At 64.1% G+C, this 18,796-nt stretch carries 16 protein-coding genes; 5 read left to right on the top strand and 11 right to left on the bottom strand.

Translation table 11 applies throughout. The features are described from left to right. Positions 1-111: 111 nt before the first annotated feature. Positions 112-2,778, bottom strand: coding sequence for a caspase family protein (locus NKI41_RS03770; RefSeq protein ID WP_352681481.1), 2,667 nt, complete (start codon positions 2,776-2,778; stop codon positions 112-114). A gap of 58 nt (positions 2,779-2,836) precedes the next feature. Further along, positions 2,837-3,406, bottom strand: a complete 570-nt coding sequence (locus NKI41_RS03765; protein ID WP_352681479.1) for an NADPH-dependent FMN reductase — start codon at positions 3,404-3,406, stop codon at positions 2,837-2,839. Positions 3,407-3,589: 183 nt separating this feature from the next. On the opposite strand from NKI41_RS03765, the gene NKI41_RS03760 reads away from it, so the two are divergent. Continuing rightward, positions 3,590-4,963: a cytochrome P450 gene (locus tag NKI41_RS03760; protein WP_352681477.1), complete on the top strand. Its 1,374-nt coding sequence runs from the start codon at positions 3,590-3,592 to the stop codon at positions 4,961-4,963. Between the two features lie 20 nt (positions 4,964-4,983). Here the strand turns inward: NKI41_RS03760 and NKI41_RS03755 are convergent, their stop codons facing one another. Then, positions 4,984-5,958, bottom strand: coding sequence for a complex I NDUFA9 subunit family protein (locus NKI41_RS03755; RefSeq protein WP_352681475.1), 975 nt, complete (start codon positions 5,956-5,958; stop codon positions 4,984-4,986). Between the two features lie 245 nt (positions 5,959-6,203). On the opposite strand from NKI41_RS03755, the gene NKI41_RS03750 reads away from it, so the two are divergent. Next, positions 6,204-6,476 (top strand): hypothetical protein, encoded by a 273-nt coding sequence (locus tag NKI41_RS03750; RefSeq protein ID WP_352454720.1) that lies wholly within the window; start codon positions 6,204-6,206, stop codon positions 6,474-6,476. 57 nt (positions 6,477-6,533) lie between these two features. Here NKI41_RS03750 and NKI41_RS03745 read toward each other — a convergent pair whose 3' ends face one another. The 5 genes from NKI41_RS03745 to NKI41_RS03725 all read right to left on the bottom strand — a co-directional run bounded on the left by NKI41_RS03745 (position 6,534) and on the right by NKI41_RS03725 (position 10,982). Continuing rightward, positions 6,534-7,535 (bottom strand): Ldh family oxidoreductase, encoded by a 1,002-nt coding sequence (locus tag NKI41_RS03745; RefSeq protein WP_352681473.1) that lies wholly within the window; start codon positions 7,533-7,535, stop codon positions 6,534-6,536. Between the two features lie 92 nt (positions 7,536-7,627). Then, complete coding sequence (locus tag NKI41_RS03740; RefSeq protein ID WP_352470176.1) at positions 7,628-8,434, bottom strand: ABC transporter permease; 807 nt, start codon at positions 8,432-8,434, stop codon at positions 7,628-7,630. 14 nt (positions 8,435-8,448) lie between these two features. After that, positions 8,449-9,114 carry an ABC transporter permease gene (locus NKI41_RS03735; protein WP_352470177.1) on the bottom strand — a complete coding sequence of 222 codons (666 nt, stop codon included), beginning with the start codon at positions 9,112-9,114 and terminating at the stop codon, positions 8,449-8,451. Between the two features lie 212 nt (positions 9,115-9,326). Further along, positions 9,327-10,121, bottom strand: a complete 795-nt coding sequence (locus tag NKI41_RS03730) for a transporter substrate-binding domain-containing protein (protein WP_352469896.1) — start codon at positions 10,119-10,121, stop codon at positions 9,327-9,329. Between the two features lie 51 nt (positions 10,122-10,172). Then, positions 10,173-10,982: an ABC transporter ATP-binding protein gene (locus NKI41_RS03725; protein WP_023676274.1), complete on the bottom strand. Its 810-nt coding sequence runs from the start codon at positions 10,980-10,982 to the stop codon at positions 10,173-10,175. A gap of 218 nt (positions 10,983-11,200) precedes the next feature. Between NKI41_RS03725 and NKI41_RS03720 the strand changes: the two genes are divergently transcribed. From NKI41_RS03720 to NKI41_RS03710, 3 genes are read left to right on the top strand one after another with little or no spacing between them, the layout of a single operon-like run. Continuing rightward, complete coding sequence (locus tag NKI41_RS03720; protein WP_352681569.1) at positions 11,201-12,049, top strand: dimethylarginine dimethylaminohydrolase family protein; 849 nt, start codon at positions 11,201-11,203, stop codon at positions 12,047-12,049. Continuing rightward, positions 12,046-13,626 (top strand): 5-guanidino-2-oxopentanoate decarboxylase, encoded by a 1,581-nt coding sequence (locus tag NKI41_RS03715; RefSeq protein WP_352681471.1) that lies wholly within the window; start codon positions 12,046-12,048, stop codon positions 13,624-13,626. The genes NKI41_RS03720 and NKI41_RS03715 overlap by 4 nt, the downstream gene beginning before the upstream one ends. 57 nt (positions 13,627-13,683) lie before the next feature. After that, the gene (locus NKI41_RS03710; protein ID WP_352625129.1) at positions 13,684-14,391 is read left to right on the top strand and encodes an SDR family NAD(P)-dependent oxidoreductase; all 708 of its coding nucleotides are present in this window, start codon (positions 13,684-13,686) and stop codon (positions 14,389-14,391) included. 104 nt (positions 14,392-14,495) lie between these two features. On the opposite strand, the gene rpsA is transcribed toward NKI41_RS03710, so the two are convergent. The 3 genes from rpsA to aroA all read right to left on the bottom strand — a co-directional run bounded on the left by rpsA (position 14,496) and on the right by aroA (position 18,680). Further along, positions 14,496-16,193, bottom strand: a complete 1,698-nt coding sequence (gene rpsA / locus NKI41_RS03705) for a 30S ribosomal protein S1 (RefSeq protein WP_023676278.1) — start codon at positions 16,191-16,193, stop codon at positions 14,496-14,498. Positions 16,194-16,397: 204 nt separating this feature from the next. Beyond that, entirely contained in the window at positions 16,398-17,048 is a 651-nt protein-coding gene (gene cmk / locus NKI41_RS03700; RefSeq protein WP_352681469.1) for a (d)CMP kinase, read from the bottom strand. 273 nt (positions 17,049-17,321) lie between these two features. Further along, positions 17,322-18,680: a 3-phosphoshikimate 1-carboxyvinyltransferase gene (gene aroA / locus NKI41_RS03695; RefSeq protein WP_352681467.1), complete on the bottom strand. Its 1,359-nt coding sequence runs from the start codon at positions 18,678-18,680 to the stop codon at positions 17,322-17,324. Positions 18,681-18,796 lie beyond the last annotated feature (116 nt).

Here is an 18,796-nt window from a genome sequence, read left to right as displayed (position 1 = left end):
GAAAAATCGGCTTCGAATCGCGCATTTCTAATGTCGTAGATATAGGCGCAAAAGGCGGTTTTTCCAAGGTTTGCAGGCATTTCGGAACGGAATGACCATCGCGTGAGCAGGCTATCGGCGCCTGGCTTCGATCCTGGCCAGCCGCTCACGTAAAAACTTGATCATGAACTTGTGGCGCGGTGCCAACCGCCCGCTCCGGTCGAGCTCGAGCGTCATGTCGAGCGCCTTGGAAAGCACAGCCTTCGGGTCCTTTGCGACTTGGGCGTAGTCGATATAGGCGACCACCAGGTCGCGCTGCCAGGTGGCGTTGTCCGGATCGGACCGGGCAAGTTTCTCGCGAATGGCCAGACTGTCCTGAAGGGCTTGCCGGGCGCCCCTGACGTCGCGCTGCCTGAGGCGCAGCGTGGCGACTTCGGACAGCGTTATCGACAAGTCCCGCTGCCAGTCGGAATTGGCGGGATCGAGCTTGGCCAGCCTCTGCGCAATCGCGTAGCTGTCCAGATAGGCTTTCAGCGCGCCTTTGTGGTCGCCCTGTATCGCCAGGACGCCGGCGACTTTCTCGATGCACACGGACAGGTCGCGCTGCCATTCGGTGTTGTTCGGGTCGCCGGCGGCGAGCGCGCTGGCCTGCGAAAGTGCCTCACGATAAGCCGAAAGTGCCGCCGGCCAATTCTGCTGGTCGCTCAGCGCATTGCCGATCTTGGCGTTGCCGACCGACAGGTCGCGCTTCAACTCGGTGTCGTCCGGATCGCGTTTCGCCAGTTGCTTGACGATCGCCAGACCTTCCTTGTAGGCCGCCAGCGCCCCGGCGGCGTCGCCGCGTTCGCGCAGCAGGTCGCCTATCGTATCGTGGCTGACCGAGACGTCACGCTGCCGGTCGGCGTCTCCCGGTTTGTCCGCCGCCAGCGCCAGCCGCACCTTCAGGCTCTCTTCATAGGCCGCCTGTGCGTTGTCCAGTTGGCCTGCGATATGGGCAAGGTGACCGATCTCATCGTAGGTGATGGTCAGGTCGCGCTGCAGTTCGGCACGGTCCGGCTCTCCGGCGGCGAGCTGCTTCTTGATCGACAGGCTTTCCTGGTAGACCTCTGCGGCGCCGGCCAGATCGCCTTGCGTCGCCAATACGTTGCCGATCTTGTCGTCGGCCATGGCGAGGTCGCCGAACCACTCCAGATTAGCCGGTTCTGCCTCGGTCAGGCCCTGCAGAATGGTCTTGGCCGTCTCATAATTCTGCAGCGCTGTCGGCAGATTGCCTTGCGCCATTCGCACGTTGCCGAGCTTGACGTGGCTGACGGCGAAGTCGCGCTTCACGTTGGGATCGGTTTCATGATGCGACCGCCGCTCAAGATCGGCTTGCAGCGCCTCGAACGCGCGGCCGGCCGCATCGATATTGCCGATCGTGGTATAGAGCTTGCCGAGCTCGTCCAGCGTGCGGATCAAGCGGTCGGCATCGTCGAGCGACAGCACCACCTGTCCGGCTTCGCCATAAAGCGCGAGCACGGACTCATAGTCCTTGATGGCTGTGGCGTAGTCGAGGTCGGCGCGCGCCGCCCCGCCGGACAAATAGCGCGTTGCGGCCTCGGAGAGCGTGCGGCTGACGAAATTGGCCTTCAAAGCGTTGCGAGAGACACTGTCGATCTCGGCTGCCTCGGCGAGCTTTTTCCGCGCCGCATCGAACGCTCCCAGCGAAAGCTGCTCTTCGGCCTGCCGGCGCAACGCCGACACTCTGAGATCGTCGGATCCAAGCGTCTGCATTTCGCTCCGCACCTTGACGAAGGCGTCGGCTGCCTCACGCAGCCTGGCGTTCAGACTGTCCGCGGAGAGGTGGCCGGCATCGGAACTGATCAACGCGCCATAGAGCGGTGCCAGCGGCATGTCGGCGTCGCTGGCGATCTTCTCCACTTCGCCGCGCATCTGAGGCGTCACCTCGGCCATGGCCAGCAACAGGCGTTCGCGTTCCGGCAATTTCTCCTTGGCCGAGGCGGCAAAGAACAGCTGCGGCAGGCCGCTCTCGACATAGGGCAATTGCTTACCGCGCGAGAGGTCGTAGACCTCCTGCTGCACGAGCGTCAGCACGGAGCGGATCTCGAGACCTTCGGTGCCGAGATATTTCGTCAACGCCGCGGTGAACGGCGAATTCTGGCCCGTCCCATCCACGGCGGTCTCGCCGGGCGCCGCCGAGAAAGCAAACAGAATGTTTTCTGCCCGCCCGATGCGGCCAAGACCCGGCCGGACCTTGTCGCTGACCTCTTTTACCAGCGCCGTTGCGCCGCGGCCTTCGCCGCCCGTAGCCGCAAACGGATCGCTGCGGCAGGCATCGAGCACGATCAGTCCGACCTTGCTGGTGGCGGCGACGGTCGCGCGGATCTCCTCCAGCGGCAGGCTGGTCCTTTCCAGCGTAGCGAGCGACGACGCGTCTGCATCGACCGGCAGGAGCCGATTCTCGCCGGCTATCTCGACGCCGTGGCCGGAGAAGAACACCAGTGCCACGTCGGCGCCTTTGGCATCCTCGCGGAAATCGTCAAGCGCCCGGCGCATGCGCCGCAGGTCGCGGTTGGTTTCGAGGAAGACCTCGAAACCGAGCTTCCTCAGCACCGTTTCCATGATCTCGCCGTCATTGACGGGATTGGCGAGCGGCCGGATCAGCCGGTAGTCGTTCTCGGCGATGACCAGCGCAGCGCGCCGCTCCGCCATTGCAGCGGAGGCCGTCGAGAGGATCAGCAGCAAGGCAAACAGAAAACGCAAATCGAACCGCCCCGGCCCGGTCATTTGCCGGAGCATTCCATCTCTTTATGGCATGAGCAAGTTATGGCATCGGCCAGTTCGGCCGTTCGCGTTGTTAGCTGGCGCGCATCGGCCTCAGCGCTTCGCTCCAGCGGAACAGCTCGTCCAGCATGGTCCTGGCCCCGCCGAGCACCTGCTCGCTGGGCAGGAAGGCGCCGGTCTCGTCGAGCAGCTTCTGGTACATCGGCAGCGCCACGCCTTCCGGAATCGGCATGACACCGACGGCGGTCAGCAACGGTTTGACCGCCTGCGCCGCTCGCAAACCGCCGGAGACACCGCCGTAGCTGAGGATGGCGGCCGGCTTGTATCGCCATTCCCTGAGCAGGTAGTCGACCGCGTTGACGATCGCGGGAGCGGTGAAATAATTGTACTCCGGCGCCACGAAGACGAATGCGTCGGCGGCGTCGATTGCCTTCGACCACGCTTTCGTGTGGCTGTTTTCATATTTGCCGAGTCTCGGATGATGCGGCTCGTCCAGCACCGGCAGGTTGAAGGCGGCGATGTCAGTGAGCACCGGCTCGAATTTGCCATGCTCGCGCGCAAAGCTCTCCAGCCACTTTGCGAAAGCGGGTCCGGCGCGGCCCGGCCGCGTGCTGCCGATGATGACGTTCAACTGGTGCTTCAAGGCAGGCTCCCGCCGGTTCTGACATCTGTGGTGCTGCCACCTAAGACACGCAGCCGGACACAGCAAGCAGGCACTTTCCGGTGCCCCGGTCACATTCCAGAGAGCGGATGCATCACCTTGTCGTCCGCTCACATGGACGCCTGCCTTGCCCGCCACTACATTGAGGTGTCAGCGGAGCAAGTCATGGACAGTCAGCCCGTCCCCTTCGTCCCGCCGGCGCCGAAGCCGCGCACCGCGCCGCCCTCGACGCTGGAGATGATCCGCATCGTCTACCGCAATCCGCTCGAACTGTGGGGCGAGCCGACCTACAACGAGCCCTGGATTTCGGTGACCGGCATCGGCGGGCCGCTGGTCATCGCCAACGACCCCGGTCTCATTCGCCACGTGCTGGTCGATAACGCCAAGAACTACAAGATGGCGACCGTTCGCCAGCTGATCCTGCGGCCGATCCTGCGCGACGGCTTGCTGACCGCCGAGGGCGAGGTGTGGCGGCGTTCACGCAAGGCCATGGCGCCGGTGTTCACGCCGCGCCACATCTTCGGCTTCGCCGAGCCGATGCTGAAACGCACGCTCGAATTCGTCACCCGTTACGAGCAAGGTGGCACGTTCGACATCGCTCACGACATGACGCTGCTTACCTTTGACATCCTGGCCGAGACGCTGTTTTCCGGTGAGATTTCAGGCGAGCCGGGCAGCTTTGCCAAGGAGATCGACCGCCTGTTCGAGACCATGGGTCGGGTCGATCCGCTCGACCTGTTGCGGGCACCCGATTGGCTGCCGCGTCTGACCCGCATCCGCGGCCGCAAGACAATGGCCTACTTCCGCAAGATCGTCACCGACACGGTGCAGATGCGCGAGGCGCGGTTGAAGCGTGATCCGGACACGGTGCCGCAGGATTTTCTCACGCTGCTGTTGAAAGCGGAGGGACCGGGCGGGCTGACCCGGGCCGAGGTCGAGGACAACATCATCACCTTTATCGGCGCCGGCCACGAGACTACGGCCAGGGCGCTCGGCTGGACGCTCTACTGCCTTGCCGAAGCGCCGTGGGAGCGCGAAAAGATCGAGCACGAGATCGATGCCGTGCTGGCGCGTGAGCCCGACCCGACGAAATGGCTCGACGCCATGCCGCTCACCCGTGCCGCCTTCGAAGAGGCGCTCAGGCTCTATCCGCCGGCGCCATCGATCAACCGCGAACCGATCGAGCCCGAAACCTGGAACGGCCTCTACATACCGCGACGTGCCGCGGTGCTGGTGATGCCGTGGGTCGTCCACCGCCATCGCAAGCTGTGGGACCGGCCCGACGCCTTCATGCCGGAACGCTTCCATCCGGGAAACCGCGAGAAGATCGACCGTTTCCAGTATTTGCCGTTCGGCGCCGGGCCTCGCGTCTGCATCGGCGCCAGCTTTGCCATGCAGGAGGCAATCATCGCGTTGGCGATCATGCTGTCGCGCTACCGTTTCGACGCGACCGCGGAAACCCGCCCCTGGCCGGTGCAGAAGCTGACGACGCAGCCGCAAGGCGGCCTGCCGATGCAGGTCACCCGGCGCGCCTCGTAGGCAACCGACGTCCGTTTGTATTATGCGGCGGACTTGCGTTGGAACTGGCCGGCGGCGCGGTAGCGCCAGAGATAGCTGGGCAGGATGGTTCCGATCGACCGTGGCTGGATCCCGAGGCCGGCGAGCGTCCGGTTGTCCTTGACGGCGGCTTCCGACACGACATTGTGCTGGCGCAACAGCAGGACCTGGTCCTTGGTCAACAACGGATTGGGCAACAGCCCGAGAATTGATGCCTGGAGGTTCGCCAGCCACCATGGCACGGGCAGCAAAAACCGCTTGCGTTCGATGATGATAAGCAGCTGTTGCATGCATTCCTTGAAGGTAAGCACTTGCGGCCCGCCGAGTTCATATATCCGGCCGCCCTGGACCTTGCCGTCGACCGAATGCGCCACCGCTTCGGCGACGTCGCCGACATAGACCGGCTGGAATCTCGTCTGCCCGCCGCCGATCAGCGGCAGCACCGGGGAAAAGCGGGCCATGTTGGCAAAGCGGTTGAAGAAACCGTCCTCTGGCCCGAAATTGATCGATGGCCGCAAGATCACGGCGTCTTGGACCGTCTCCAGAACGGCCTTTTCGCCGAGCGCCTTGGTACGCGCGTAGTCCGATTGCGCGTGGAGATCCGCTCCCAGAGCCGAGATGTGGGTGAGGCCGGCGCCGACGGCGCGCGCCGCTTCAGCGACAGCGCGCGCGCCGAATTCGTGGACGGCAGTGAATTTCTGCCGGCCGGCCTCATGCGCGATCGCCACCAGATTGACGACATGGTCCGCGCCTTGCACGGCGCGGTCGACCGACCAGCGCACCCGGACATTGGCCTGCACCGGCTGGATCTGCCCGACATTGCCGAGCGGCTGCAGGTGGCCGGCGAGATCGGGCCGACGGCAGGCAACCCGGATGCGGTAGCCGCGCTTGGCCAGCGCCCGCACGACATGACGACCGACAAAGCCGGAGCCGCCGAACACGACGACGAGCTTTGGGGTCTGCAGGATTTCGGTCATGGCTGGCTCCGGCGGGCTATCCAGATGGTTTGGTTTGAAGCCGTTTCATAGTCGGTTTCGCGCCAAAGGCAAAGGGTGACCATCGGTCGCCCGGCATTGTTGAAGCATGATTTCCAGTATCCGTTGGAAACGGCAGAAAACCCGCCGACGCCGGGCTTTAGGGTAACTCCATTCGGGACAGGAACCTTTGTTCCGGCCGGCGATTTTAGGATGTATGGTTTGATTCCGAATGGAGGATATTGCCGATGACGACAAAACGCGTTGCGATCTTCGCTCTGGCTTTCGCAACAGGCTGCAGCATTGGTGCCTCGGCATTCGCGGCAAACCGGCATCACCACCAAGCTCAACCCGAACGCTACGTTCCGGCCAACGGCAACATCATCGACATTCTGTTCGGTGGCCCGCGCTACTATGACAACCACCTGTTCACGACGGCCGCCGAACCCTGCTCCTACAACAGGGTAGGGCCGGACGCGAATGCGGCGAACGTCATCAACGATCATTATTGCGGGAAGTAGGCTCGCGCTGCCGGATCGGCAGGCGTTCTCAGCCGCTCATCGGACAAACGAATTTCTTCAGGACGAATAGCGGGCGGCGAATTCGGAAATGCGCTGCACCACGGCTTTCGGCGCGCTTATGCCGCGCGCCGCCGCCTTCTCCGCGGCCTCGGCCCGGGCACGCCCCGGCACATGCACGCCATAGCGCCGCCGCAGCCGGTCGAGTTGATCCTTCATCCGCTTTTCGAAGTCCGGATCGAGCAGCTTGGGCTCGACGGCAAGCACGAACAGGCCGGTCCCCGGACTGTCCGGCCCGCCTCTGAACCATGGCGCATCGAGCGACCAGTTGGCGCCCGACAGGCCCGCAGCCAGCACCTCGACCATCAGCGCGATGTTGGCGCCGCGCTGGCCGCCGAAGGCAAGCATGGCGCCCTTCATTGCAGCTGCCGGGTCCGTGGTCGGATTGCCGCTCGCATCCAGTGCCCAGCCTTCGGGTATCTTCTTGCCGTCCTCGGCCGCCTTGCGGATGTTGACGAAGGCGGTGGCGCTCGACGATTGGTCGATGACCAGCGCCGCCCCGTCCGCGGCGGGTGCCGCAAAGGACATCGGGTTGGTGCAGTAGACCGGCTTGACCGAGCCCGAGCCGGCAAGCATGGCCGGGCCGTTGGTGGCGGCGAACGACACCAATCCCTGCGCGGCCAGCCTTCCGGTGAAATAGCCGAGCGCGCCGCACGTATAGGCATTCTTCTGCGAAAAAATCGCGACGCCGAACAGCCGCGCCGCCTTGGCGAGTTCATCGATCGTGCGGTCGAAACCGGTATGCGCCAGTCCGCCGCGCGCATCGGAGAGATAGACCGCGAGCGCCGGCCTGGTGATCACCGGATCGGCGTTGCCGTCGATGCGGCCGGCTTCCAGCGCTTCGAGATAATCGATGAAGTGCGACAGCCCAACGGTCGACAGTCCTTCCGCCTCGGCCGCGACGATCGAGGCAGCCAGCGACTGCGCCGCCTCTTCGTTGGCGCCAGCGCCAAGTGCGGCCATCCGGCACAGCCCTGTCGCCTGGTCGAGACTGAGTTGCATCGTAGCTGCCCTGAAATTTCAGCGAGTAGCGAATAGGGAGTAGCGAGTAGGGAAATCAGCAAAACTATTCGCTATTCACTACTCCCTATTCGCTAACCGATCTTGTTCGGAATCCGCGCCTCGATCTTGCCCAGGGTGAAGACGAGAATGCCGGTGATCGCCATATAGATCAACGCCAGGAGCAGCAAGGGTTCATAGGTGAGGTAGGTATCCTGACGCACCTTTGAAGAGACGGCGAATATGTCGATCACGCTGATGGTCGCCACCAGCGGCGTCGATTTCAGCTGCAGCACGATTTCGCCCGTCAGTGTCGGCAGCGCGCGGTAGAAGGCCTGCGGCAGCCAGATTCGCCGGAAAATCCTCCAGCGGCTCATGCCGAAGGCGCGGGCGGCTTCCAATTGGCCTTTCGGTACGCCGGCAAAAGCGCCTCGCATCACCTCGCCCTCATAGCCGGCGAAGGACAGCGTCAGCCCGAGCACGCCATAGGGCCATGCCTGCCTCAGATAGGGCCACATCCAGGACTCGCGAATCCATGGATATTGTGGAAACAGCGAGCCCAGCCCGTAATAGAGCAACCAGAGCTGCAGCAGCAGCGGCGTTCCCCTGATGACCGTGCAGAAGGCCTTGGCGGGCGCCGCGAACCAGAAAGAGCCTGCGGCTTGTGCCAGTCCGAGCGGCATGGCGAGCAGGAAGCCCAGCGTGCAGGTGACGGCAAGAATCCACAGCGCGCGCCAGATGCCGAGCAATCCCATCCCGTAATATTTCGGCAGCCAGTCCCAGCGCATGAAGACGGCCGCCGCCAAAACCAGCCCCAGCGCGATCAGGATCAGCGCGATACGATGCGGCTTCAGCCACAGCGAAGCGCGTGCGGCTATCTCGACGGCCGCTTCGCCAGTCATCGCCGGGCCAGCCATCACCGGGCCTCCTTGAGCGACGGCATGCCGCGGCGGGCCCATGTCTCGATGCGGCCGATGATCAGGTTCGAAACCAGCGTCAACAGAAGGTAGATCGCGCCGGCGGCGATAAAGAATGTCAGATAGGCTTTGGTCACGCCGGCCGCCTGCCGTGTCGCCAATGTCAGCTCGAAAAAGCCGACGACCGCCAGCAGCGCTGTGTCCTTGGTGGCGATCAGCCAGAGATTGGCAAGGCCGGGTATGGCGAACGGCAGCATCGCCGGCAGCGTGATGCGCCGCAGCAGCAGGCCGGGAGACATGCCATAGGCGCGCGCGGCTTCGATCTGGCCCTGCGGAATGGCGAGGATCGCGCCGCGGATCACCTCGGTCGAATAGGCGCCCTGGACGAAGCCGAGCACGGCAATGCCGGCCGCCAGCCCGCTAATGTCCATACGCTGATAGCCCGTTGCCGTCAGCATCTGATTGATCAGGTCGGTGCCGGCGTAATAGAGCAGAAGGATCAGCACCAGCTCCGGCACGGCGCGCACGACGGTCGTATAGACTGCCAGGAGATCGCGCACCACCGGACCACCATACAGCTTGCCGGAGGCGCCGCCGATGCCGATCAAAAGGCCGAGACAGGTGGCGCCGACCGCAATCTCGATCGTATGGAGCAGCCCGACGATGAGCGTTCCACCCCAGCCCGGCGGCACGGGCGAGAGAAGCGCGATGGCAGAGGCGGCCCAAGCCGGAACAAATGCGTCGATCAGCGTCGCCCTCGAATTGCTGGCGCTAAAACCGCCGGCGATTTCCGCCCGCGGAAGCTCGCGTCGATGGATTTCGACCAACCACGCGGCTCTATCGGGGCCGCGTGGTTAATCGCTCATGGATGAGGCCGTCAGTTCGACTGCGTGTCGGAGCCGTAAATATCAAAGTCGAAGTACTTCTTCGAAATCTCGTCATATTTGCCGTTGGCGCGGATGGCCTTGATACCGGCGTTGATCTTTTCCTTCAACTCGGTGTCTTCCTTGCGGACGCCGGCGCCGACGCCGGGCCCGAGAATGGCCAGATCCGGCGCGACCATGCCTTTCAGATCGCAGCATTGCTTGCCCTGGTCCGATTTCAGGAAGGCGTCGAGGGCGATGGAATCGGCCTGCACCGCGTCGACCCGGCCGGCGGCAAGATCCTGGTTGGCCTCGTCCTGGGTCTGGTATTCCTTGATTTCCGCCGCGTCGGCGAAGTGCTTCTTGGCGTAGTCGGCGTGTACGGTCGAGACCTGGACGCCGATGATCTTGCCCTTGAGGTCCTCCGGTGTCGAGCCGAACTTCTGGTCCTTCGGCCCGATGATCGCAGTCGGGGTGTTGTAATATTTGTCGGAGAAGTCGATCGTCTTCTTGCGTTCGTCGGTGATCGACATCGAGCTGGCGATGACGTCGATCTTCTTGGTCGTCAACGCCGGGATGATGCCGTCCCAGGCGACCGGCGTGATGACGCAGTCGAGCTTCTCTTCGGCGCAGACAGCGTCAATGAATTCGATTTCCCAACCGACCCATTTGCCGGAAGCATCCGGCGAGGTGAACGGCGGATAGGGCTCGGCAGCGACACCGATCTTGACCGGATCGGCCTTGGCCACGCCCATGGCGGCAACGCCAACCAGCAGCGCTGCGGCAAAGGTCTTGAGAATAATCTTCATCGTCATGACTCCCAGTTTTGTTGTTGTTCCCGGTTTTCGTCCGCCCACAGTTTAACTGATGTTGCGGATGAACTGCTTCAGCCTTTCGGATTTTGGTGCGCCGAAGATCTGTTCCGGCGGCCCTTCTTCCTCGACCAGCCCGTTATGGAGGTAAACGACGTGCGTCGCGACCTCGCGGGCAAACTTCATCTCATGGGTGACCAGCACCATGGTGCGGCCTTCGCGCGCCAGGTCGCCGATCACCTTCAGCACCTCGCCGACGAGTTCCGGGTCGAGCGCCGAAGTCGGCTCATCGAACAGCATGACGCGCGGATTGATGGCCAGCGCCCTGGCGATCGCGGCGCGCTGCTGTTGGCCGCCCGACAGATAGGCAGGATAGACGTCGCGTTTTTCGGCCAAGCCAACGCGGGCGAGCAATTTTTCCGCCTCGCCGATCGCCACATCGCGCTTGACGCCGAGCACATGCACGGGAACCTCGATGACGTTCTCGATCAACGTCATGTGGCTCCACAGATTGAAGTTCTGGAAGACCATGCCAAGCTTGGAGCGGATGCGTTCGATCTGCTTGCGGTCTGCGGGCACGGTGTGGCCGTAGCTGTCGGCCTTCAGCTTTATCTCTTCGCCATTGACCCGGATAATGCCGCTGGTCGGGTTCTCCAGGCAGTTGATGCAGCGCAGCAGCGTCGATTTGCCCGAGCCGCTGCCGCCAATGATGGCGATCACCTCGCCATCGCGCGCCGACAGCGAAACGCCCTTCAATACATGCAGCTTGCCGAAATTCTTGTGCAGGTTCTCGACGTGGATGGCTTCGGCGGCGCCGTTCTGCGCCGTATGCTTCAGGGCGGTGGCCGGCGCTGTCATCGTCGCGGTGCCCCGCGGAGCAGCCGAGGCAGTCCTTGCTGGAATTTTTTACCCATTACCCGTCACTGGACAGCGTTCCGATTCTCAAGATGGACCGTTCCGCTTGTCTCCGTCAACCGCAGTTTTTTGGACCATTGATCACCGCCTGCCGAGTGGCTATTGGCAGGAGGGGCGCGTTTCAGGAGAATTTAGTGGGCAAAGCATACGGGTCGCAGTCGATGGCCGGGACGCTGCAGCGCGTGCTGATGCGCTCCGCTGCCGGCGCCATGCGTCGGGCCGAAGCGCTGGAGTGGCACTATGGCCCCGGCTTCAATCCGCAAAAAGCGGCGGTCCAGCATGATGCGCTGGCCAGGCTGATTTCGGCCTCAGGCGCCGAAATCGAATGGCTGAGTGACGCCGACGACGGGCTTGCCGATTCGGTTTTTACCCACGATCCCTCGCTGATGACCGATCATGGCGCGGTCATCCTTGCCATGGGCAAGGCGCTGCGCCGGCCCGAGCCCAGCCTCCACGAGGCAGCCTATGGGCGCATGGGCATCCCCGTCCTCGGCCGAATCGAGGCTCCCGGCCAGGTCGAGGGCGGCGACTGTGTGTGGGTGGATGCAAACACGCTGGCCATCGGCCGCGGCGTGCGCACCAATCAGCACGGCATCCAGCAGCTCTCCAACCTGCTTTCACCCAAGGGCATCCAGGTCTATGGCTTCGACCTGCCGCTCTGGCAGGGCGAGGAGGCCTGCCTGCACCTGATGTCGGTGATCAGCCCGCTCGCAGACGATCTGGCGCTGGTCTATGCGCCCCTCCTGCCGGTCGCCTTCCACCAGATGCTGCGCGAACGCGCCATTCGGCTGGTCGAGGGCGACGCCGACGAATTCTTCGCCTCGAATGGGCTCAGCCTCAACGTGCTGCCGACCGCGCCGCGCCAGGTTATCGCCGTTGCCGGTTTTCCGAAGACGGCGGCTGCCATGCAAGCCGCCGGCTGTACGGTCTCGACATTCGAGGCCGATGCGCTGTGCATTGCCTGCGAGGGCGGCCCTACCTGCCTCACGCGCCCGGTGTTAAGACAATGACGACCATCGGCGAAGCGCTCATCACCTTGCTCGAAGCGCACGGCGTCGACACCGTCTTCGGCATTCCCGGCGTACACACGGTCGAGCTCTATCGCGGGCTTGCGCGATCGAAGATCCGTCACGTCACGCCGCGCCACGAGCAGGGCGCCGGCTTCATGGCTGACGGCTATGCGCGCGCCAGCGGCAGGCCGGGTATCGCCTTCGTCATCACCGGGCCGGGGCTGACCAACACCATCACCGCCATGGGTCAGGCGCGCGCCGATTCGGTGCCGATGCTGGTGATCTCGGGCGTCAACGCCACGCCGACGCTGGGCAAAGGCCTTGGCCATCTGCATGAACTGCCGGACCAGCGCGGCATGATGGAGAAGGTGGCGCTGTTTTCGCACCGTGTCACCGAGGCCGGCGAACTGCCCGGCGTGCTCGCCCGCGCCTTTGCGCTGTTCTCATCCTCGCGTCCGGGTCCCGTGCATATTGAGATCCCGACCGATGTCATGACCATGCCGGCCAACGGCATCGTGCCGCTGCTGCGGAATTCAGCGCCGCCCGAGCCGGATGTAGCGGCGATTGCCGAGGCGGCAAGGCTATGCGCGTCTGCCCGCCGGCCGCTTATCCTTGCCGGCGGCGGCGCCAAAGCTGCCGAAGCGCCGTTGCAGCGCCTGGCCGAGAGGTTGGGAGCGCCGGTCGTCCAGACTGCCAATGCGCGCGGCCTGCTCTATCGCCATCCGCTTGGCGTGCCGGCCAGCCCCAGCCTGAAGGCGGTGCGTGCGCTGATGGCCGGCGCCGACCTGGTCATTGCCGCTGGCACCGAATTCGGTCCGACCGACTATGATGGCTATGGCAACGGCGGTTTTGTCCTGCCTGCCAATCTGATCCGCATCGACATCGGCGCCGACCAGCTTGCCCGCCGGCCGGCTCGGATTTCGATCCAGGCCGATTGCGGTGCAGCGCTCGAGGCGCTGCGTGCCGAACTCGGCACGGGCCAGGCGCAATCGGTCGACGGCGCCGCTCGCGCCGCCGCGACGCGGCAAGCGGCCTTTGCCGAGATCGGCCCGGCTATGCAGGCGCAATTGCGCGCCGTCGAGACGATCCGCGATGCGCTGCCTGGCGCGATCATCGTCGGCGATTCGACCCAGCCGGTCTACGCCGCTAACCTCTATTACGATCACGACCGGCCGGGCGGCTGGTTCAACGCCGCCACCGGCTTCGGCGCGCTTGGCTATGGCCCGCCGGCGGCGATCGGTGCCGTCCTTGCCAGGCCTGAGGCGCCGGTCGTTTGCCTCACCGGCGACGGCGGCTTCCAGTTCACCCTGCCGGAACTGGGCGCCGCGCTCGACGCGGCGGCGCCGGTGATCTTCACAGTCTGGAACAATCGTGGCTACCGCGAGATCGAAACCTCGATGCTCGACGTCGGCGTCGAGCCGGTCGGCGTCTCCCCGGCACCGCCGGATTTCTGCAAATTGGCCGAAGCCTACGGCATTGCCGCCGAGCGGATTTCCGGCACCGGCGGCTTGGCGGACGCGCTTGGGCGCGCGCGGGCGACTGCACGACCTTACGTCATCGAGATTTCGGTTGAGTGATCGCGCGAAAGGCGCGACCTTCCGCATCGGCGGCGCGCAATGACGGAGCGGTCGAATATGACGGAAACACTGGACGGCAGACATATCGTGGTGACCGGCGGCACCGGTGCTCTTGGCGGTGCGGTCGTAGGGAAACTGCTGGAGCAGGGCGCGATCTGCCATGTGCCCAATGCCCACGCTGCCGCGCCTGCGCATTTTCCCTTTCCGGCGCATGACCGCGTCAGGCTGGCGCACAATGTCGACCTTGCCGACCCTGCCAAGGTCGACGCCTTCTATGCCAGCGTTCCAGATTTATGGGCATCGGTGCATCTTGCCGGCGGCTTCACCGCGGCGCCGGTCGAGAAGATCGAACCCGCCTCCTTCGCCGAGATGATGGACACCAATGCCCGCACCACCTTTCTGTGCTGCCGCGCCGCGATACGCTCGATGCTGGGATCTTCCGTGCCGGGCCGCATCGTCAATGTCACCGCGCGAGCCGGGCTCGATCCGCGGCGCGGCTCCGGCAAGGTGGCCTACGCCGCCGCCAAGGCGGCAGTCGCCGCGATGACCGTGGCGATGGCCGAAGAGCTGAAGGGCAACGGCATTCTGGTCAATGCCGTGGCGCCCTCGACGCTCGACACGCCGGCCAACCGGGCTGACATGCCGAACGCAGATTTCAGCAGATGGGTCAGCCTTGAAGCGGCCGCCGAGGCCATTGCCTACCTTGCCTCGCCGGCCAACATGGCGATCAGCGGCACGCTGGTGCCACTCTACGGCCGGGCCTGAGCCTGCGGTCCGTCGCAAGCAAAGGTCACAAGCAAAAGCCCCGCCGGATCGTTCCGGCGGGGCTATTTGTTTCGTTTATAACCCGCGCGAGGCGCGGTATTGGCTTAGCTGCCCTGCTTCTTCAGCGCGGCACCCAAAATATCGCCCAGCGAAGCGCCGGAATCGGTTGAGCCGTACTGAGCGACCGCTTCCTTCTCTTCGGCGATTTCCAGCGCCTTGATCGAAACCTGCAGCTTGCGGGTCTTCTTGTCGAAGGCGATGACGCGGGCGTCGACTTTCTGGCCGACGGTGAAGCGCTCGGGGCGCTGCTCGTCGCGGTCACGGCTGAGGTCGGAGCGCTTGATGAAGGTCTCGATGCCGCTGTCGACCAGCCGCACTTCCAGACCGCCATCCTTCACGCCGATAACCTCGCAGGTGACGACTGCGTTCTTGCGCAGTTCGCCTGACGTCGCTGCTTCGCCGACCGTGTCCTTGGCCAGCTGCTTGATGCCGAGCGAGATGCGCTCCTTGTCGATGTCGACGTCGAGCACCTGCGCCTTGACCATGTCACCGCGATTGTACTCTTCGATCACCTGCTCGCCCGGACGGGTCCAGTCGAGGTCGGAAAGGTGGACCATGCCGTCGACGTCGCCTTCGAGGCCGATGAACAGGCCGAACTCGGTCTTGTTCTTGACCTCGCCCTCCACCTGGCTGCCGACCGGATGGCTGCGCGCGAAGGCCTCCCACGGGTTCTCCAGCGTCTGCTTGAGGCCGAGCGAGATGCGGCGCTTGGCCGGATCGACTTCGAGCACCACCACGTCGACTTCCTGCGTCGTCGACAGGATCTTGCCGGGATGCACGTTCTTCTTGGTCCACGACATTTCCGAAACGTGGATGAGGCCTTCGATGCCCGGCTCCAGCTCGACGAATGCGCCGTAGTCGGTGATGTTGGTGACGGTACCCTTGATCTTCTTGCCGATCGGGAACTTGGTGCCGATCTCGGACCACGGATCGCTCTCGAGCTGCTTCATGCCGAGCGAGATGCGGTGGGTTTCCTGGTTAATGCGGATGATCTGCACCTTGACCGTCTGGCCGATATTGAGGATTTCGGTCGGATGGTTGACGCGGCGCCATGCCATGTCGGTGACGTGCAGCAGGCCGTCGATGCCGCCGAGGTCGACGAACGCACCATAGTCGGTGATGTTCTTGACGACGCCTTCGACCACCTGGCCTTCTTCGAGATTCTGCACGATTTCCGAACGCTGTTCGGCGCGGCTTTCCTCAAGCACGGTGCGGCGCGACACCACGATGTTGCCGCGGCGGCGATCCATCTTGAGGATCTCGAAGGGCTGCGGGTTGTGCATCAGCGGCGAGACGTCGCGGATCGGGCGGATATCGACCTGGCTGCGCGGCAGGAAGGCCACGGCACCGTCGAGGTCGACGGTGAAGCCGCCCTTGACCTGGTTGAAGATGACGCCTTCGACGCGTTCGCCCTTGGTGAACTTCTCTTCGAGACGGACCCAGCTCTCTTCGCGGCGGGCCTTTTCGCGCGACAGCATGGCTTCGCCAAGCGCGTTCTCGATACGCTCGACATAGACCTCGACCGTGTCGCCGACCTTGAGCGTCGTGTCCTTGCCCTTGACGCCGAATTCCTTCAGCGGCACGCGGCCTTCGACCTTGAGGCCGACGTCGATGATGGCCATGTCCTTCTCAATGGCGGTGATGATGCCCTTGACGACCTGGCCTTCGCCGGAATGGCCGGCGGAAAATGATTCTTCGAGCAGGCTCGCGAAATCATCGCGAGTGGGATTTGCAACTGACATAGTTTCTCCTGGAATGCCCCGCAATCTGTCGCGGGGCGGGCGCCGTGGGTTAGCGTTGCGTTGGCCTGCCGGCGTTCCGGGCAAAAGCCCTTGGCCGCCCTTGAGCGGCAATTCCGGCGCATGAAGAATGCTGACAGGCTGGTTCATGCCCGATATGGGAATTCTTTTTGTCGCCGGCAATCGGCGGCGGCAGGAAAACCCGGCTCAGGCTTCGTTTCTCTTGGCCAGGACATCGTCGATGATCGCCCGAGCTGCCAGAAACGCGGCTTCTATAGCCATTTCCGACGTGTCGAGCAAGTGCGCATCGGCGGCCGGCTTCAAGGGTGAGTCCATGCGGCCCATATCGCGCTCGTCGCGGCGCACGATATCGGCAAGGATTTCGTCGAAATTGGCAGTGCCGCCGATGCTCTCGATTTCATCCAGCCGCCGCTTTGCCCGCACCTCGGCACTTGCCGTGACATAGAGTTTTACGTCGGCATCGGGACAGACGACGGTGCCGATGTCGCGGCCGTCGAGCACCGCGCCAGGCGGTGTTCTTGCGAAGTCGCGCTGTTTCTCGACCAGGATGCGCCGCACCGACGGGATCACTGCCACTTTCGAAGCCGCCTCGCCAACGGCGTGTGCCGAAAGCACTGCGCGGTCGAGCTTTGCCAGATCGACCTGCCGGGCCGCGGTTTCAGCGGCCGAAACATTGTCGAGCGGCAGGCCGAGCCGGAGCAGCGCATGCGCCACCGCGCGATAGGTAAGGCCGGTATCGAGCAGGTTCAGCCGGTAATGGTCGGCGAGCCGTCGGGCGAGGGTGCCTTTGCCGGCGCCGGCAGGGCCGTCGATGGCGATGGTGAAGGTTGGGGTCATTGGCCGCCCACCGGAATCGAAAAGCGCAATGATCCAGATAGGCGTGGCGATCCTTCGCGCCCCCCTCTGTCCTGCCGGACATCTCCCCCACTCGGGGGGAGATCGGCGGCCATCGCGGCTTTCGCCAATTGTCTACGTCGCAGGATTGAGCGGAGCGCCGAAGCTGCCAATCTCCCTCCTTGTGGGGGAGATGTCCGGCAGGACAGAGGGGGGCGCTGTCCCGCCGATGTTCCAGTTTGGCCCCAACCCCCAAGGCTATTGATTGCCATCAAGCTACTCGATCTCCGCCCCAAGCCCCTTCATCAGCCCCATAAACTCCGGAAAACTCGTTGCGATCATCGCCTGATCGTCGATGGTCACCGGTTTTTCCGTCGCCAGCCCCATCACCAGAAAGCTCATGGCGATGCGGTGGTCGAGATGGGTCTGGACGATGGTGCCCTGTCCGTTGGGATGCTGGCCGAGGCCCTTGCCGCCGGGTTTTCCGCGCACGACAAGCGAGGCCTCGCCCTCGGTGCAGTCGACGCCGTTGAGCTTCAGCCCGTTGGCGACCGCCGACAGCCGGTCGGATTCCTTCACGCGCAGCTCTTCCAGCCCGAGCATCAGCGTTTCGCCCTCGGCGAAGCTCGCCGCCACGGCAAGCACCGGATACTCGTCGATCATGGTCGGCGCCCGTTCGGGCGGCACGGTGACGCCCTTCAGCTCGGAATAGCGCACGCGCAGATCGGCGACATCCTCGCCGCCTTCGTTGCGCGGATCGATTATGTCGATGCGCGCGCCCATTTCCTGCAGCGTCAACAGAAGTCCGGTGCGGGTCGGGTTCATCAGCACGTTTTCGATTGTAATGTCCGAGCCGGGCACGATCAGCGCCGCCACCAGCGGGAAGCCGGCCGAGGAGGGGTCGCCAGGCACTGCGATCGTCTGCCCCGTGAGCTTGGCCTGGCCTTCGATGAAAATGTGGCGCACGCCGCGCTCGTCGGTCTCGACCGACAGATTGGCGCCGAACCCCTTGAGCATCTTTTCGGTGTGGTCGCGCGTCATAACCGGCTCGATGACGGTGGTGATGCCCGGCGTGTTCAGCCCAGCCAGCAGCACCGCCGACTTGACCTGTGCCGATGCCATCGGCACGCGGTAGGTGATCGGAGCGGCGTGCTTGGGCCCGTGCAGCGTGATCGGCATGCGGTCGCCGGGCGTCGCCTTCAGCACCTGCACGCCCATCTGGCGGAGCGGCTCGAGCACCCGGCCCATCGGCCGGCCGGACAGCGAGGCGTCGCCGATGAAGGTGGTTTCCATGTCATAGGTGCCGACCAGGCCCATGGTGAGGCGTGAGCCGGTGCCGGCATTGCCGAAATCGAGCGGGCCTTCCGGCTGCAGCAGCGCGCCGTTGCCGGTACCGCGGATCACCCACTCAGCGCCATGCTTCTCGATATGGGCGCCCATGGCCTTCATGGCAACGCCCGTACGCATCACATCCTCGCCTTCCAGCAGCCCGGTGATGCGGGTTTCGCCGGAGGCCAGGCCACCGAACATGAACGAGCGGTGCGAGATCGACTTGTCGCCCGGCACCCGTGCCGCGCCTGAAAGGCCAGATGATTTGCGGGCGGTGGCCTGCTTCGGGGCGGCAGTGTGCGACATGGTTCTTTCCTGGAAACGCCGGCGGCCGGCCATTTTCTGCTGGTTTGCGGGGTCTCCTATCATGGCGTGCCGAAATGGTCATCCCCTTGGTATGAAGGCCTTCGAATTCAAGCTTT

The organism is Mesorhizobium sp. M0601, from assembly GCF_040320845.1.
GTDB lineage: Bacteria > Pseudomonadota > Alphaproteobacteria > Rhizobiales > Rhizobiaceae > Mesorhizobium.
Note: the sequence above shows the minus strand (reverse complement) of the source record. Positions and strands in the feature narration are given on the sequence as shown.

Bases quoted from the DNA above. Each gene is read 5' to 3' on its own strand.
- NKI41_RS03710 (WP_352625129.1), top strand. From the start codon at position 13,684: ATGACGGAAACACTGGACGGCAGACATATCGTGGTGACCGGCGGCACC.
- NKI41_RS03740 (WP_352470176.1), bottom strand. From the start codon at position 8,434: ATGACTGGCGAAGCGGCCGTCGAGATAGCCGCACGCGCTTCGCTGTGG.
- NKI41_RS03750 (WP_352454720.1), top strand. From the start codon at position 6,204: ATGACGACAAAACGCGTTGCGATCTTCGCTCTGGCTTTCGCAACAGGC.
- NKI41_RS03760 (WP_352681477.1), top strand. From the start codon at position 3,590: ATGGACAGTCAGCCCGTCCCCTTCGTCCCGCCGGCGCCGAAGCCGCGC.
- aroA (WP_352681467.1), bottom strand. From the start codon at position 18,680: ATGTCGCACACTGCCGCCCCGAAGCAGGCCACCGCCCGCAAATCATCT.
- NKI41_RS03730 (WP_352469896.1), bottom strand. From the start codon at position 10,121: ATGAAGATTATTCTCAAGACCTTTGCCGCAGCGCTGCTGGTTGGCGTT.
- NKI41_RS03720 (WP_352681569.1), top strand. From the start codon at position 11,201: ATGGCCGGGACGCTGCAGCGCGTGCTGATGCGCTCCGCTGCCGGCGCC.
- NKI41_RS03770 (WP_352681481.1), bottom strand. From the start codon at position 2,778: ATGCTCCGGCAAATGACCGGGCCGGGGCGGTTCGATTTGCGTTTTCTG.
- rpsA (WP_023676278.1), bottom strand. From the start codon at position 16,193: ATGTCAGTTGCAAATCCCACTCGCGATGATTTCGCGAGCCTGCTCGAA.
- NKI41_RS03755 (WP_352681475.1), bottom strand. From the start codon at position 5,958: ATGACCGAAATCCTGCAGACCCCAAAGCTCGTCGTCGTGTTCGGCGGC.
- NKI41_RS03725 (WP_023676274.1), bottom strand. From the start codon at position 10,982: ATGACAGCGCCGGCCACCGCCCTGAAGCATACGGCGCAGAACGGCGCC.
- NKI41_RS03745 (WP_352681473.1), bottom strand. From the start codon at position 7,535: ATGCAACTCAGTCTCGACCAGGCGACAGGGCTGTGCCGGATGGCCGCA.
- cmk (WP_352681469.1), bottom strand. From the start codon at position 17,048: ATGACCCCAACCTTCACCATCGCCATCGACGGCCCTGCCGGCGCCGGC.
- NKI41_RS03715 (WP_352681471.1), top strand. From the start codon at position 12,046: ATGACGACCATCGGCGAAGCGCTCATCACCTTGCTCGAAGCGCACGGC.